General features: G+C 36.2%; 16 protein-coding genes. 2 read left to right on the plus strand and 14 right to left on the minus strand.

Annotated elements, in window-relative coordinates; genetic code table 11:
* Positions 1 to 8 precede the first annotated feature (8 nt).
* From ACFSTE_RS01875 to ACFSTE_RS01890, 4 genes are all read right to left on the minus strand, one after another.
* A complete protein-coding gene (locus tag ACFSTE_RS01875; protein ID WP_378258185.1) occupies positions 9 to 1,019 on the minus strand; it encodes a 4-hydroxyproline epimerase in 1,011 nt (336 codons plus the stop codon).
* On the minus strand, positions 1,012 to 2,742 hold the full coding sequence (locus ACFSTE_RS01880) for a DUF885 domain-containing protein (RefSeq protein ID WP_378258187.1): 1,731 nt from the start codon (positions 2,740 to 2,742) through the stop codon (positions 1,012 to 1,014). Before ACFSTE_RS01880 ends, ACFSTE_RS01875 begins: the two co-directional genes overlap by 8 nt.
* 10 nt (positions 2,743 to 2,752) lie before the next feature.
* A complete protein-coding gene (locus ACFSTE_RS01885; protein WP_378258189.1) occupies positions 2,753 to 4,336 on the minus strand; it encodes an aldehyde dehydrogenase (NADP(+)) in 1,584 nt (527 codons plus the stop codon).
* Positions 4,337 to 4,431: 95 nt separating this feature from the next.
* Entirely contained in the window at positions 4,432 to 5,364 is a 933-nt protein-coding gene (locus tag ACFSTE_RS01890) for a dihydrodipicolinate synthase family protein (RefSeq protein ID WP_378258191.1), read from the minus strand.
* 140 nt (positions 5,365 to 5,504) lie between these two features.
* Between ACFSTE_RS01890 and ACFSTE_RS01895 the strand changes: the two genes are divergently transcribed.
* Positions 5,505 to 6,365 carry an AraC family transcriptional regulator gene (locus ACFSTE_RS01895; protein WP_378258192.1) on the plus strand — a complete coding sequence of 287 codons (861 nt, stop codon included), beginning with the start codon at positions 5,505 to 5,507 and terminating at the stop codon, positions 6,363 to 6,365.
* Positions 6,366 to 6,415: 50 nt separating this feature from the next.
* On the opposite strand, the gene ACFSTE_RS01900 is transcribed toward ACFSTE_RS01895, so the two are convergent.
* From ACFSTE_RS01900 to ACFSTE_RS01945, 10 genes are all read right to left on the minus strand, one after another.
* On the minus strand, positions 6,416 to 7,381 hold the full coding sequence (locus ACFSTE_RS01900) for a hypothetical protein (protein ID WP_176027825.1): 966 nt from the start codon (positions 7,379 to 7,381) through the stop codon (positions 6,416 to 6,418).
* A gap of 554 nt (positions 7,382 to 7,935) precedes the next feature.
* On the minus strand, positions 7,936 to 9,705 hold the full coding sequence (locus ACFSTE_RS01905) for a MutS-related protein (protein ID WP_378258196.1): 1,770 nt from the start codon (positions 9,703 to 9,705) through the stop codon (positions 7,936 to 7,938).
* Positions 9,706 to 9,729: 24 nt separating this feature from the next.
* The gene (locus ACFSTE_RS01910; protein WP_378258198.1) at positions 9,730 to 10,086 is read right to left on the minus strand and encodes an MmcQ/YjbR family DNA-binding protein; all 357 of its coding nucleotides are present in this window, start codon (positions 10,084 to 10,086) and stop codon (positions 9,730 to 9,732) included.
* Positions 10,083 to 10,502: a GNAT family N-acetyltransferase gene (locus ACFSTE_RS01915; protein WP_176027822.1), complete on the minus strand. Its 420-nt coding sequence runs from the start codon at positions 10,500 to 10,502 to the stop codon at positions 10,083 to 10,085. Before ACFSTE_RS01915 ends, ACFSTE_RS01910 begins: the two co-directional genes overlap by 4 nt.
* The gene (locus ACFSTE_RS01920; RefSeq protein ID WP_176027821.1) at positions 10,502 to 11,122 is read right to left on the minus strand and encodes a DUF4230 domain-containing protein; all 621 of its coding nucleotides are present in this window, start codon (positions 11,120 to 11,122) and stop codon (positions 10,502 to 10,504) included. The genes ACFSTE_RS01915 and ACFSTE_RS01920 overlap by 1 nt, the downstream gene beginning before the upstream one ends.
* A gap of 105 nt (positions 11,123 to 11,227) precedes the next feature.
* A complete protein-coding gene (locus ACFSTE_RS01925; protein WP_176027820.1) occupies positions 11,228 to 11,995 on the minus strand; it encodes a cyclase family protein in 768 nt (255 codons plus the stop codon).
* A gap of 31 nt (positions 11,996 to 12,026) precedes the next feature.
* Positions 12,027 to 13,163 carry a radical SAM family heme chaperone HemW gene (gene hemW / locus ACFSTE_RS01930; protein WP_378258966.1) on the minus strand — a complete coding sequence of 379 codons (1,137 nt, stop codon included), beginning with the start codon at positions 13,161 to 13,163 and terminating at the stop codon, positions 12,027 to 12,029.
* Between the two features lie 68 nt (positions 13,164 to 13,231).
* On the minus strand, positions 13,232 to 13,789 hold the full coding sequence (gene ruvC / locus ACFSTE_RS01935; protein WP_176027819.1) for a crossover junction endodeoxyribonuclease RuvC: 558 nt from the start codon (positions 13,787 to 13,789) through the stop codon (positions 13,232 to 13,234).
* Positions 13,790 to 13,839: 50 nt separating this feature from the next.
* A complete protein-coding gene (locus tag ACFSTE_RS01940) occupies positions 13,840 to 14,319 on the minus strand; it encodes a hypothetical protein (protein WP_378258202.1) in 480 nt (159 codons plus the stop codon).
* 108 nt (positions 14,320 to 14,427) lie between these two features.
* The gene (locus ACFSTE_RS01945) at positions 14,428 to 15,567 is read right to left on the minus strand and encodes a tetratricopeptide repeat protein (protein WP_176027817.1); all 1,140 of its coding nucleotides are present in this window, start codon (positions 15,565 to 15,567) and stop codon (positions 14,428 to 14,430) included.
* Positions 15,568 to 15,783: 216 nt separating this feature from the next.
* On the opposite strand from ACFSTE_RS01945, the gene ACFSTE_RS01950 reads away from it, so the two are divergent.
* Positions 15,784 to 16,293, plus strand: coding sequence for a DUF456 domain-containing protein (locus ACFSTE_RS01950; protein ID WP_378258204.1), 510 nt, complete (start codon positions 15,784 to 15,786; stop codon positions 16,291 to 16,293).
* Positions 16,294 to 16,335 lie beyond the last annotated feature (42 nt).

The following is a 16,335-nucleotide window of genomic DNA, read 5'->3' on the forward strand; positions in this document are numbered from 1 at the left end:
TAAGAATGTTAAATTACCTGGAAACCAAATGCATATGGGTCATTTTCGTCTATACTAATGGTGTTGTGACCATAGATACGTGCCCATCCTTGTATGCTAGGGATAATGGCTTTGGTAGTACCCAATGTTGTCTCCTCTTTAATTCGTCCTATAAATTTAGAACCTATATAGCTTTCATGGATGAATTCTTCCCCTTTTTTTAATTTTCCTTTGGAATATAATTGCGCCATTCTAGCAGAAGTTCCTGTTCCACAAGGGGAACGATCGATTGCTTTATCTCCATAAAATACAGCATTCCTTCCAGAAGAAGAAGGGTTTATAGGGGTCCCGGTCCATAAAATATGAGAGACATCTCTAATCGTTTCATTGTCGGGGTGAATAAACTGATCAGGATATTTGGTATTAATACGGTCACGTATCAATTGAGCATATTGAATAAGTTTGCTGGCAGTATATGCCTGAACTCCTTCAAAGTTTGGTTGTGGATCGATAATGGCATAAAAATTCCCTCCATAGGAAACGTCAAAGATGAGTTCTCCAAGTTCCGGGCAATCAATACTTAGATCTTCTGCTGCGAGATAAGAGGATACATTAGTCAATTTTACCCAATCTACCTTATTTCCGGTTTGTTGATAATCAATTTCAACTAATCCTGCTGGAGCCTCCATTCTAATTTTACCAGGAATTTTAGGTGTAATTAGCCCTTCTTCTATAGCGATGGTAATGGTTCCAATAGTACCATGACCACACATAGGCAGACATCCAGAGGTTTCTATAAATAGAATTGCAAAATCATTTGTAGGATCGTGTGGTTCAAACAGGAAACTTCCACTCATCATATCATGCCCTCTAGGTTCAAACATGAGTCCTTTTCGAATCCAATCATACTCTTTGAGGAAATGTTGTCTTTTCGCACTCATAGTTTCCCCTTTGAGATCAGGTCTTCCAGTGGTGACCACTCGGACAGGGTTTCCGCAAGTATGCGCGTCAATGCACTTATAGATATGTTTCTTATTCATTGTTACTACTGTGTTTTTTGATGTATTCCATAATCCGCTGTTCGAGGATAGAGAGAGTTACGGTTCCCTGTTGCAGGATTACTTCATGAAATTCCCTGATATCAAATTCGCTACCAAGGGCTGCTGTTGCTTTTTTTCGAAGAGTCCTAATTTTTAGCTCTCCGATTTTATAAGATAATGCTTGTCCAGGCCATGAAATATAGCGATCCGTCTCTGTTTGTATTTCATGAAGAGATAGTGCAGTATTGGACTGGAGAAAAGCTACGACAGCTTCTCTAGTCCACCCTTTGGCATGAATCCCTGTATCTACCACTAGACGGCATGCTCTCCACATTTCATAAGTTAGTTTTCCGAAATGTTCATAGGGGGTGGTGTAAATTCCCATTTCTTCGGCAAGGAATTCACTGTAGAGCCCCCAACCTTCTCCATAAGCAGATAAATAAAGGTTTTTTCTAAATTGGGGAATGCTGTCTCCTAATTCATTGTTTAAACTTCCTTGTAGGTGATGACCGGGAACTGCTTCGTGTACGGTCAATGAAGGAAGGGTGTATAAAGTCCTGCTGGGAAGATCATAAGTATTTACCCAATAATATCCGGGATCCGTACTGTTTTTAGAGGTTCCTATATATCTTCCTCCCGTATATTTAGGGGCAATGGAAGCGGGGACAGGAGCTACTCCATAAGGCTTTCGTGGTAAGGTTTTAAAAAACCTTGGAAGTTGTTCGTCAGCACGTTTTGAAATATCCCGGGCAATCATTAATAGTTCTCTGGAAGTTTTGGCATAAAATTGTTCATCAGTCCTAAGAAAGGTCAGAAAGTCAGAAAAACTGCCTTTAAACTCTAGAGAGTCGATAATTTTTTGCATTTCGGATTTTATACGAGTGACTTCTTTTAATCCAATGTTATGAATGTCATCTGCAGTATACTGATCACTGGTTGTATAGTAATTAATTCGGTTCTGATAGAAAGCTTTTCCATTAGGTGTTTTGGAAACTCCCAACGTTGTTCGGGTTTTAGGTAGGTACTCTGTCTCAAAAAAAGCTTTTACTCTTTTGAATTGCGGAATTACCCTGGTTTCTATTATAGTTTTGGCAACCTGTAGAATAGAATCTTTCTGAGCCGAAGGAATCGTTTCGGGAAGGGAAGTAAATGGAGTATAAAAAGGACTATTCTGGTAGGTTGTTACGATCTGATCGTTATATGAAGCTTCATATCCTTTAAAAATAACCTTGGGTTGTGAGGCTCCTTTTTTCAATCCAGCACGTAAATTTTCTAGATGTTGATCAATATAAGTAGGTATTGCCTGTAATTTATCGAGATATTTTTTAGTTTGCTCCAGATTGGTCAAAGGTCGGATGTGAAATGTAAGATTGATATGAAAACCGGAATCTGAGAGTAATGGGTTTAGGTGCCTCTCAAAGGCATAAAAATCGATTTGTTCCTGTAGGATAAATCGAAGGAGTTGAGCAGAAATACGTTCAGTTTCGTTCAGTTTTTTCTGATCGATTTTAGCGAGTTTTTCTAGTAATTCCTGAGCAAAAGAGGCTTCAGACTGATAATACTCTTTGGTATAGAGCCCTAAAGGATATGTATGGGTATCATATCCTTTATGGTTTTCATATTCATTTATTAATTGAGTTAGAACGGTCGATGTATCAGGCGTTTTTTGCTGCTTACACCCTGTTATTAATAACCCAAATAGAATCAGGAATAAATAGCGCATATAGAATTTTTTATAGCGATGCTGTTGTTTGTTGATTGTTTACAGTTCTTGTAATGCCCAATGGGTTCCTGTTTTTTAAAGCATCGGGCAATAATTGATCCGGCCAGCTTTGGTAACTGAAAGGACGAACCCAACGTTTTATAGAATGGACTCCTACTGCTGTAAATCTACTATCTGTAGAAGCGGGATATGGTCCTCCATGTAGCATGGAAGGGCAAACTTCTACCCCGGTAGGAACACCGTTAAAGATAATTCTTCCTACTCTGTTTTTTAAAGCTTCGATTACAGCTTCAAATTGTACGGCATCATTACCTTCGGCAAGAATAGTTCCTGTTAATTGTCCTTCTAAAGAAGAAATGATTTTTTCCATCTCTTCTTTGGTACTACAGGAAATTACTAGAGAAAAAGGACCGAATACCTCCTGCTGTAGGGAAGGGGTATTTAGGAAAGTTTCTCCTTTTACTACACTTACTGCTTGTCTGGCGTGATTTACAGCCGTTTCATGAGGATATTCTGCTGTAACTGTCACACCTTGTTGTGCAATTAGTTGTTGTTTGTTTTTTTCGTAATTGCCAATTATAGAAGGATGTAGCATACAAGAGGGGTTTATCTGTATAATTTCTTCAGAAAGGGTCTTGATAAAAAGATCGAGTGCAGCTCCTTTAATTCCAATAATAAGTCCAGGGTTGGTACAAAACTGACCTGTTCCCAATGTGATTGAACTGGCATATGTTTTGGCATGCGTTGTTGCTTTGGAGCTTGCAGCTTCCGGGAGGAGAAGTACCGGGTTAATACTTCCCATTTCTGCAAATACAGGGATAGGTTCAGGGCGTTGTGATGCGAGATCGAATAAGGCTCGACCCCCCTGAATACTTCCTGTAAAACCAACAGCTTTTACCGCTGGATGTTTTACTAGCTGAACGCCTACTTCAATACCACTACTGTTGAGGTTGGAAAATACCCCTTCAGGCATTCCGGTTTTTTGCGCTGCTTTGTGAATGGCCATAGCCACAAGTTCTCCGGTTCCAGCATGCATCGGGTGTGACTTTACAATAACAGGGCATCCTGCAGCAAAGGCTGCAGCAGTATCACCTCCTGCAGTAGAATATGCTAAGGGGAAATTACTGGCACCAAAAACAACTACAGGTCCCAAAGGCACCAGCATTTTTCTGATATCTTGTTTTGGGATAGGGGTTCTTTCAGGGGCTGCTGTATCAATTGTAGCCTCTACCCATGATCCTTCACTGACCAAATCAGCAAAAGAACGCAGTTGCCCAATAGTCCTTCCTCGTTCTCCTTTGGCACGCCCTTCTGGTAAACCGGTTTCTGCCATATAAGTTTTTAGTAAGAGTTCATCCAATGCCAGTATCTCATCTGCAATGGCATTTAGAAAGCTAGCCTTTTTAGCTCCTGAGAAATTTCTGAAATGTTGAAATGCGTCTTTTGCCAAAGAAACCGCTTTTTCGATCTCCTCTTCTGTTGCCTCATAAAAAACTGTTGGGTTTTCTATATTGAGTTTGGGGTTGATCGTTTTGTAAGTGGTATTCCCCGATGCGATTCTTTGATGTCCTATATAGTTATGTCCGGTTATCATGCTTTGTTATATTTGGTTATATAGAGGGGTTTTAGTATTCATAGTCTTCTCAATTAAAAATTATTTCAGACCTGGAATTGTAATATGCTTAGATCTTAAGAAATAATGGGTTCCTGCAAACTTTTATAATCAGGGAGTATAGGTCTGTTATTGATTCCTGTTTGTATAATGTCCAGCACATTTGCTCTCTCTTCTCCTATAAGCGGAAGTCTTGGAGCACGAACATTTTCTGTTCCAATGCCTGTAGCAACTTCTGCCAGTTTTATATTTTGTACTAATTTAGCATTTATATCTAACTCTAATAATGGAAGAAACCAACGATAGATAGCCAAAGCTTCCTGTATTCTTCCTGCTTTTTGCAATTCATAAATGGCAACTGTTTCTGCTGGGAAGGCATCAACAAGTCCGGCAACCCATCCATCTGCACCCATTAATAAACTTTCCAAAGCAAGCGTATCTACTCCAGATAAGATTTTTAACCGATCTCCAAAACGGTTTTTGATCCGGGTAACATTGGAGATATCCCGGGTAGACTCTTTAACTGCCTGAATGTTGTCTTCTTTTAAGAGTTCTTCAAACATGTCTAAGGTTACTTCTATTTTGTAATCAACAGGGTTGTTGTATACCATAATTGGCAAAGAAGTGTTTGTAGCGACTTCTTTAAAATACGTAATGGTTTCCCGTTCTCCTGCTTTATATCGCATTGGAGGAAGCATCATAAGACCATTTGCTCCATCCTTTTCTGCCTGATGAGCTGCTTTAATGGCGTCTTTTGTTGTTTGTTCGGCAATATTCATAATTACCGGCACCTTATTATTTGTTATAGATGCTGTGGTTTTTATAAGAGTACTTTTTTCTTCTGTACTTAATGTACTTGCTTCTCCTAGTGTACCTCCCAGAATAATTCCATGAACCCCTGCTTCTAATTGTGCATTTATATTTACAGTAAACATATCAAGGTCTAAGGTGTCTTGCGTGGTGAATTTTGTGGTAACGGCAGGCATTACCCCTTTCCATTGTATTTTCATTCGAATCATTATTTGTGTCAAAGATATTATGATTATAAAGGCTTGATTAGGTATAAATTATCCATGTATGATGTTATATTACCCTAAATGTGTAATTATTTAATAATTATGAGTAATATCGTCTTATATTTAGAATACGTATGAAGGCTTTACCATTTAAAATACCTAAAGGGTCTACGGATACTTTGATTGTTCAGGAGGATAAAGAAATGGTTTTCTATGATAAATTTCATCAACATGAAGAAATTCAGATTTCTTGTATCATTTTAGGAGAAGGTAGTGTTATTGTAGGAGATGCTATTACTGATTATCAGACTGGAGATATCTTGGTTTTCGGTAGTCATGTTCCTCATGTACTTAAGAGTGAGCCATCAGGTCAGGAGTCTTATATGATTTCTGTTTTTTTTACTAAAGCATCTTTTGGGACTGACTTTTTTGAGCTACCTGAATTTGACGATTTTTCTAGTTTTTTTAGGAATTCTTTATATGGGATGAAAATTATTTCAGAAAAAGAGACGCTCAAAGCATTGTTTGTACAGTTGAAAGAGGAGCAGACAAAAATGGGAAGGTTTATGATTTTCTTGAACGTTCTGAACCTTATCAATGCAGCGGACATTGAGCCGATTTCTTCTTTTATATCAAAAAAAATGTACTCAGATAATGAGGGGAATAGAATGGCTTCTGTATTTCAATTGGTGATGGATGAGTTTCACAGAGAAATTACGCTCAAAGAAGTTGCAGAGGTAGCAAATATGACCCCAAATGCTTTTTGTCGATATTTTAAGCAGCGAACGAATAAAACATTTTTTCAGTTTTTAACTACTATACGAGTTGAGAATGTAGGACGTTTATTGGCTAAACATAAAGAAATGACAATCCAGGAGGCTTCTTATCATAGCGGATTTAATAATTTGTCCAATTTTAATAAAAAGTTTAAAGAGATAAAAGGGGTAACCCCTTCTGTTTTTAAAAAACAATTATATGACTCTCATCTTTTGTAGTATTACCTGATTTTTATGCCAATATGTAAGGTGATGTAATTGGATAATTATTATTTTTTTGATGCTATTAACTGTGTGACTAATAATTTTAATTTCTCTATTTCCTTTTGTTGTTGGATAGTATAAAGTGTTAGTTCTTCTATTTTTTTAAGAAGTTTCATATCCATTTCTGCCTGCATAATACCATTTTGTTCGAATTCTTTTGCAGATGGGATTTCGGGTAAATGATTGTTTTTTTTAATAAATTTTTCTACTTCATTTATGCTTCTTAATCTATAGTCTTTTTTGAAAACATAATCTGGAGCGGCAATATTGAGATCTATTTTTACTTCTTTAGCATGAATATCTCCATTTACTGTTAATTTCATATCTGGATTAGTTGTACCTATTCCGATATTTCCATTATTCCGAATGACAAATTTATTCGTTCCAGAATTTCCATTAGGAGAGGTCGCGAATTTAAAGTCTTTACCATTTCTAGCAAAAAACTGTAAGGCATTTCGATAGTTTGAATCGGTATAATTGTCATCAAAACTACTGATATTTGCAGATTTACCATCATGATCAGTAAAGGTGATATACGTTCCTGCATTATTAGTGTTATTTGTTAATCTAATACCTTGCCCATGAGTGTTTAGGTTCAGTTTTAACCCTCCATTGATGTCTAGTTTTTGAATAGGATTAGATGTTCCAATTCCAATATTCCCATTATTAAGAATAACAAATTTATTCGTTCCGGAATTTCCATTAGGGGAGGTCGCGAATTTAAAGTCTTTACCATTTCTGGCAAAAAACTGTAAGGCATTTCGATAGTTTGAATCTGTATAATTGTCATCAAAACTACTGATATTCGCAGATTTGCCATCGTGATCAGTAAAGGAGATATAAGTTCCGGCAATATCAGCACTGTTTGTTAATTTAAGACCCTGTCCATGAGCATTTAAATTAATTCTTTCTGTTTGGGAGTGAGAAAAATTGTAGATTAGAATGAATATCAAAACAAAAGTTTTTTCCATATTTTCTTGTCATATTTAGTCTGTAAAATTACAAGTTTCCTATATGATTTTGTAAAAAACCTATTGCAACTACAGAAATTAATCTTTAGGGCATGTAAAAAGACTTTGTATTCAATTAGCTAATATTTTAGGAACTCAATATTCATAACAATGTACAGTGGTTTTGTAATTTACTCCAATGAACGGGGTGATAGTGTATAGATAAGAATAATAGAGGTTATTACTTGATACTACTGAGATAGTTTTTACAAGGTAATTTTAATAATTGCTATGATATATGGTAGTCATTTTCCATTTCGCAGAACGTAGTCATTTTAGTATATTCATAAGGGGCTTTTTTATAATATTCGGATCCAGCTCTTTTAAATTGCGGTAAGTGTATAGAGTTTGATTACCTTATAGATTAACAAGTCATCCCCTGGATCTTAATTTATGCCATTTAGACCTTAAATCTACTGGAATAAAATGTTCTTTTTTATCTCAGTCCCAGAATAAAAATAAACCGTAGCACTACCTTAATTTTCTTTGCCTGTAAATTCAAAACCTAAATGGTATCATACAATCCCCATTTTCTTTAATAAGAAAGAAGCATTCATATTTTGGCAAATTCCCTCTTTAAAGGTATAATCAAAATACAATTCGTCATTAATGATCTGCGCATCAAAGAACTTATTTTTTACCTCGGGTAATTCATGAGCAGTTTCACACAGACTCAGGTCATGGGTAGCGATAATACCTGTAGCATTTCCCCGAACCAGTTTTTCTACAAATTTTTTTGATCCGGCAGCTTTGTCTTTGCTGTTGGTTCCTTTTAAAATTTCATCCAGAATAATAAAATATTCGTGATTTTCCAGTGCATCAACAATTTTTTTGAGCTGGGTTAATTCCGAAAAGAAATAAGAAGCATCATCACTGAGAGAATCAGAAGTTCGCATACTGGAGATAAGCTTGATCGGATTATAAGAGCATGACTTAGCACAAATAGGGAGACCAATATTAGACATAAGAATTTGCAAAGCTACCGTTCTCAGAAAGGTGCTTTTTCCTGCCATATTAGCTCCAGTAATGATAAAGAACTGTTCTCGTTTTATGCAGATATCATTATCAACTCTCTTTTCTGGTAATAACATCGGATGCCCCAGTTCTTTAGCATCGACTACAATAGCATCTGTGGTAATAATAGGGTATATATAATCAGGGTTATTAAAAGCGTAGTTTCCTAATGAATTATATGCGTCAAAGAAGGCAATTACTTCAAACCATTTACTTACTTGTTCTTGGTGTTTCTGAATCCATTGTTCAATTCGGTAACTTTGAAGTAAATCCCATAAAAACAGACCATTGGCTAATACGCCAAACAACATATTATTTCGCTGGTCAAATGCATTGAGAATAGTAGCAAATTGCTTTAGAACAAGAGAAGTTTTTTCTTTTTCCGAGATGATATGTTGCTGTTGCTCCTGAAGTAGGGGAGCGGTAAAAGAGGCAGCTTCTATCTTATCAATAAGCTTGTAGTATTGCTCAAAAGTATCTTTTACCTGATTAGATTCACTGTAGAGTGTATTGATTTTTTTTAAACGAGCTCCAGTAATAATCAGACCTACAAAAAACCAGTATAAAAAAACAGAAAAACTGATTGTCTCGGTAAACAATAAGATCATCATGATCACTGAAATAGTGGAAATGATCATAGGTAGCACTTTCATTACTTTGGGAACAAAGGGAGTGTAATTGTCCAGCCATTTTTCAATTACTGGGATAGATACATCAACCTGTACTAATGCAGCAATTGCACTAAAGTCTTGTCTCCATAGTGGGATTTTGGCTAAGTTTTTTACAGCTTCTTGCTTTTCTTTTAGTTGGTTGATATCGTTACTTTTTAAGAGAGTTGCCAGTTTATTTTTTCCGGCAAGGGTAACCGTACGGTTCATAAACTGAAAAAAAGAACGAGGACCAAAAAGATCAATATCATGGCTGTAAAAATGAGCAGGATCGATAAATTCCTTTCCTGAATCCAGATGATTGTAGTCATTGTTTGCTACTTTCACTTCGGATTCATTAATTTTTATCAGTTCGTTGGTTTTGTTTTTTTGTGCGATAAAACGGGTATGTCTATTGACTAAAAAGATAAATAAGACAGCTCCCAACACAAGTGTTCCAATAATTATCTGAGCATTTGGATAGCCAAAATAGAGTACGGTAATAATGGCGAAAAAAGTAATAAGTCGCAACATACTGGAGCGAACAAGTTTGCGTTTTATTTGGGATAAGGCTACTTTATGTAGTTCGATTTGCTGCTGATAGAAGTCTAAAGGCGTTCGCATTTGTTTTGGTGACAATTAGAGTACTTATAGATTTTTTAAGGTTTCTTTTGCTTTCTTGGTCAGTCCGTTGACAACGAGTTCATAAGAGTGATCAATTAAGTCAATCAATAGATGAGTCGGTAAACCATCAGAGAAAGTAACAGTATTCCAGTGTTTTTTATTCATATGGTATCCAGGAGCTACCTGTGGATGAGATTCTCGTAGTTCAATAGCGCGATCCGGATCACATTTTAAATTGACACTAAACGGTAGTCGATCTAGTCCTGTCAGAGCAAAGGCCTTTCCCATAACCTTAAATACCAATGTTGTTTTATCAAAAGGAAATTCTTCAGTGACTCCTTTTTTTTGTAAACAATAATTTCGAAATTCTTCTATGTTCATATTATTGGAGGTTTACTGGTTTTTTGCATCATAGTTGAAGTAGGATTTTCATATGGGACAAATCCGAATTTTTTATAGAGTCCCTGAGCATCTTTGGTGTTGAGCATCCATTTTTGAACGTTGTTTACCGTCTTATATTGCAGAATATGACGGATCAACATTTTGGCATATCCTTTTCCGCGATGCTCCTCGATAATAAAAACATCTAGGAGGTAACCAAAAAGGATAAAATCAGTGACGACTCTGGCATATCCGATTTGTTCCTGATCGAGGTACATTCCGAAATTTAGTGAATGTTCTATACTAAGTGCGACTTCTTTTTTGGTTCTGCCCCTTGCCCAATAAGAATGGGTTAGAAACTGATGAATGCAATCTACATCCAATAGGTTTTTATCTGTAGAAATAGTAATATTCATCAAGAGTTATCTATTAATTTATTTGTTTCTCCTTCTTGTAATTCAATAGCAGAATAATCCAGTGTCCATCCAATTGATTGTGCCAGTGTTTCCATTATAGAAATAGCGGTTAAAGCTTCTTTTTTTGCAGATTCCAAGAGACCACTTTGGGGAATTTTATCGATAATAAATTGCTTCGCTTCTTTATTTATTTCTGTCAGATCTGAAGATGTCATAGGATTAAGCCAACCTTCTTTTTTGTCATAGTATTTAAAATCGGTTTCTATGGTCAGGATTTGTGGTTGTGGAAACTGTGTGAGAATAATGCGTTTTTTTTTAGTGTCACTCTCTAGTTTGATTTTGGAGAGATCAAATCCTACATGTGCTTTGGCATCAATAAGGATTAGTGCTTTTTTCTTTCCGGTAAGTAAGCTGAAAAATTTTTCTTTGACACTTTCATAGTGGTAGATTTCTGCAAAATCTCCCTCTACAGTCACTAGTTTGCACACGCTTTTTATTTTCTCCATAAGAATTACGGACTGTGATTCTATAGTGGTTCTTTTTTTAGAAGCACTAAACTTTGCAAAAATAAAGTAGGAAAAGATGGCTCCTCCGATCAGTCCAATAAATAATAACTCCATATTACTTTTTTATTTTGTTCACAAAATAAGGGCTGTATGAGATTTTATCATTGCCCCAGATTCTTTAATTTGTTTTTAATTTTTTAAATACATACTTGGGATACGTTATTTACTATCAGGAATAGGAGGTGAGTGTAGTCGGTACAAAATTGGTTTGCTGGGAGAAGCATCGTTGTCAAATGCTGCAATCTGTAAATTTAATAAGTACCTGTCATCTGTAATGTGTTCCGGCACATAAATCATTTCTGTTATGGTTGCATTATAGCGGGGTTGCTGGGGGTATCGCCAGAAAGCTTTATGTGCCAGTAATTTTCCGTCATCTTTTTCTTTGTCTACTGATGGTAGGTCAATCAACAGGTGATTTACTCCTGATTCTCGCAAGAATGTAGCAGCTTCTTCGGATAAATACGCCCAATTTGTATGAGAGTACTGCCTAGATAATTTATCTTCAGTATTGGGGAGTGTCCTGAGGATGACTGCTTCTACTGAAGAGGTTAATTTTGAAGCAATCATAGCTTTGGTGATGACTTTATCCCCTTCTTTTTCCTCTGGGGTTACTGATATTAATTGTGCTATAAAAAAGAATCGCTGTAAAGAACGATTAATGCTGTGGAACTCTTCAGTGATATGACCTACGCATTCGGTATGAGTTCCATGTCCGTGAGGATTAAAGATAATGTTGTTAAAATTGGTAGAGGCACCTTCTGATACTTTCCCGATCCAGTTTCCTTCCGTGACTGGGGTGATTACAGGAGGAGGGATATACCAGGCATTTACATTAGTAGTAGAAGCTCGTATAGGGATAGAGATATCAATAGGTGCTGATAGGTCTATTGTATATTCGTTTTGGTGTTGTAGAATGATGCGATCCATAAGTGTTTAATTGACTACAATACTAGGTTCGTTAGGTTAAATTTAAAAAGAAAAGATCACTTGCAATTCCATCGCTCAAAAACTTTCCTTTTTTGGTAATCAAAAGAGTGTTGTCTTCAATGGTAAGCAATTGCTTGTCGATAAACCGTTGGGCATGTTGTAATAGATAGGAGTGATATGAATCTCCATATTCTTGTAGTACTTTGGTTAGAGAAACTCCCCAGATGGTTCGAAGACCGGTCATAATATATTCATTATAGCGATCTTGAGTGCTGAGAGTTTCGATTTCTCTTGGTAACTCTTTTTGTGCTAATGCGTCTATATATTTGATGTTGTTGGGGATATTCCAGCTGCGTTGTATTCCGTTAAAGGAGTGTGCTGATGGTCCAATGCCTAAATAGGGTTTTCCTTGCCAGTATGCAGTATTATTTTTGCTAAAGAAGCCAGGTTTTCCAAAATTAGAAAATTCATAATTGATAAATCCAGCGGTTTCCAGAGTATCGATTAATAGTTCGAAATGCTGTTGTGCCACCTCGTCTCTGGGAGCTGGAATTTTTCCTTTTCTGATATAAGCATCTAGTGCAGTTTTAGGTTCTACTGTAAGTGCATAACTGGAAATATGCGGGATCTTGGAGGCTAGAGCGAGTTCCAGGTTCTGTTTCCAGCGATCAATTGTCATTCCTGGGATTCCATAAATTAAATCGATAGAAATATTGTCAAAATGGGCTGCTGCCAGTTGTAAACATTGTAGTGCTTCCTCTGCCGAATGGGCACGGTTCATCATTTCCAGATCTTCTTCAAAAAAAGATTGAATACCAATACTAAGTCTATTGATAGGAGAATTTGCCCAAATACTAATAGCTTCGGGAGTAAGGTCATCAGGGTTCGCTTCCAGTGTAATTTCTGCCTCATCAGCAACCAAATAGGTTTCATAAATGGTATCTATAATAAAACGAATCTCTTCCGATTTTAGAATACTCGGGGTTCCGCCTCCAAAATAAATAGTGTTAATAATTTCGTAATCGGCTACTTCTGACCTTCTTATTTTTAGCTCTTCACACAAAGCAAAGATCATCTGATCTTTTCTTTTTAAGGAAGTAGAAAAGTGAAAATCGCAATAATGGCATGCCTGTTTGCAAAAAGGAATATGGATATAAATACCGCTAATCTTATTTTGTTTTTAGGGTTAATTATCAAAAGAGGAGTAAAATACTAAATTTTGGATCGAGTTTGTTTCTATTTTTTGATCCTTTTGTCATTTTGCTTAACAAAGGCGGCCCAGCCGGTATAGCTTTTTTGAGTAGTATTTGGTTTTCCCATATTATAAAAATGGCAAACTGCGGCAGCAAGACCATCTGTAGAGTCCAGGTTTTTGGGAAGTTGTTTTAATTTAAGCATTCCTTGTAGCATTTTGGCGACCTGTTCTTTAGTGGCATTTCCGTTTCCGGTAATAGCCATCTTTATTTTCTTAGGAGAGTATTCGGTAATAGGTACTTCCCGACTAAGTCCTGCTGCCATCGCTACTCCCTGTGCCCTTCCGAGTTTGAGCATAGATTGTACGTTTTTTCCAAAAAAAGGAGCTTCAATTGCTATCTCATCAGGATTGTATGTATCTATAAGTTCTATGGTACGTTCGAAAATAAGCTTTAGCTTTAGGTAGTGATCTTCATATTTGCCTAGCTGAAGCTCATTGAGTTGCAGAAAAGACATTTTTTTGTTGACTACTTTTATCAGACCAAATCCCATAATGGTGGTTCCTGGATCAATACCTAGTATTATGTGTTCGTTTTCCAAAAAGAATAATTTATGCAAATCTAATCATTTCCTCTTAGTAAACTTCTTGATCAATCTACTTTGATCAGGATAGGCAACCGGTATTGTGTGGTTACTGTAGTGCCTCGTACATGTCCTGGCTTTACTTCGGGTAGTGATAGAAGACTTTCTGTAAGAAGTGTTTTGAAATTGGGGATCTGTTTTTCTAAAAAAGCAGGGGGTTCAAAATCTTTGTAAGTGATTCCTCCTTCTTTGTCGATAATAATAGAGACCCATACAGTGTCTTGGGTAGCTTCTTTTAGTACGACTGTATAATCAGATAAAAATTGCTCAATATGAGTAGTAATAGTATTGCTGAAACAGATCTCTAATGTTTCTTTGGGTTCATTCTTGCAGTTAGTAAATAAGGGTGGTTGCTCAACTTCGTGCTGATTGAGTTTTTCCCATTCTTTTTTTACAATATCTTCTCGGCTTTCTTTTTTAGGAAGAAAGAAATCACAGGAAGATAAAAAAAAGAGTAACAGAATTATATACCAATTGTTTTTGCCCATCGTACAAGCCTGCCTTTTTTCAAAAAGGCAAGCTACATATTTTTTCTAAAAGTAACAGCTGTATCAAAGAAAACTATCTAATTTTAGGTGTTTTGAGAGCTTTTTGTGTTATTTTTCTTTCTGTTGTTCGATCTCTTTTTGTAATTGTTCGATTCTTTTTTCTACCATAAATTGCATGTACTTGTGTTGTTGTTCTCCAAAGGTATTTGTGAAGGTTTCGTAATACTTGAGTTTGGTATTTGGGTCGTCATAGTAAGCATCTGCAAATAGTGCCATTTGATAATGTGCTTTTTGTGAACGAGGATTTTCTCTTATAGCAGACTTAATGTATTGTATAGCTTTTTCCCATTGTTCCTGATGTCGATATGCCATAGCAATATCAATAAGTTCCTGATCTACCGGAGTGTTTTTTAGCTTTAGAGCTTTTTTGTGGTTTTCTAAAGATTGTGTATGATCATTAAGACGACCGTATATAGAGCCTATCTGGCTATATAGATGAGGTTTTTGTTCGAATTCTAAGGCTTTTTTGTAATGGATAATAGCCTTGTCATAGTCGGATGTTTTTAGATATGCAGTGGCGATTTTGGTATGGATAAACCCACTTTCGTATCCTAATTCCAGTAATTTTTTGAAAAAAGGAATGGCACGATCATAATAACTTCTCAGAAAATTATTTTGACCTAATATGCTTAATAACTGAGGATTTTCAGGATAGGAAGATAGTCCTCTTAAGGCAGTTGTTTTTGTTAGGTCATACTTTCTTTTTTGCATGTAATACTTAGCAACTTTATAGCAGCTTTTTTGATGAGTACTATCCAGAGAAAAAGCAGTTTTATAAGAGACTATATATGAAGAGTCTTGTCGCTGTTCTTTAGTAATGCCTAAGTGATAATGAAAGTTAGGATTAGAAGGGTAGGTTGTGGTGAGATACAGGAAGAGGCTGTCCGCCTGTTTGAGTTTTTTGGTGGTGAGTAACAGTTTTCCATATGCCAGTGTTGTCGGAATTAAGGAGGGGTTTTTAGTGATGGCTCGGTGGTAGTAAGTAAGAGCCTGTTGATGATTCCCCAGCGCATTATAAGCTTTGGCAATCTTGGTATCATATAAGGGAGAAGAGGTGTTTTTTTGATAGAGAGCAATTGCTTTTTGATATTCCCCAACCTGAAAAAGGCTGTCAGCTATAGTAACCGATGTTTGGGCATGACTAAAAGTAATGTACATGCAAATAGTTCCTAAAAAAAATGATTTCATGGGTTTACATTGTTATTTCGTATTACATGAAATTTTTCCAAACAGGCATGTGTTGAATAGTAACACGCATGTTATGACCTGTTTCATGTAATTTTTAGATGTTATAATTAGTAATTTAGCGGGGGAGTGTTTGAAGTACTAATATAACTATTTTTTTAGTTCTAGAGTGTAACAATTTAATTAGTTGATCGTCAAATATTTTAAAAAAAAGCAGATATGGATATAGCTTTGGTAATAATTGGATTGCTATTGTGTTTTCTTGGGGTTGTAGGGAGTTTTCTTCCGGTGCTACCTGGTCCGTTGACCTCGTGGATAGGGTTGTTACTGATTCATCTTACAAAAACGATTGAAGAAGACTGGACTTTTCTGGGGATAACATTAGGGGTTGCGGTATTGGTATGGGGATTGGATTATATAGTACCTGCATTGGGAACGAAGAAATTTGGAGGGACAAAATATGGTGTTATAGGAAGCTCTTTAGGATTGATTGTCGGAATTTTATTTTTAGGACCATTAGGGATTATTATAGGTCCTTTTGCAGGAGCTTTTATAGGAGAACTTATTAAGGATAGTTCGGATTCATCCAGAGCGCTAAAAGCAGCCTTGGGATCTTTTATTGGTTTTTTGGCAGGAACTTTTGTCAAGTTTGTGGTAGCTATTGTGTTTTTGGTGATGTATATAAATATTGTTCTGGGGCATTGGAGTGCTTTATTTCAGACGGTATAAAAAGTTATAAAAATAAAAAAGCCTCTCCATTTGCTGGAAAAG

Source organism: Aquimarina hainanensis (assembly GCF_042684685.1).
Taxonomy (GTDB): Bacteria; Bacteroidota; Bacteroidia; order Flavobacteriales; family Flavobacteriaceae; genus Aquimarina; species Aquimarina hainanensis.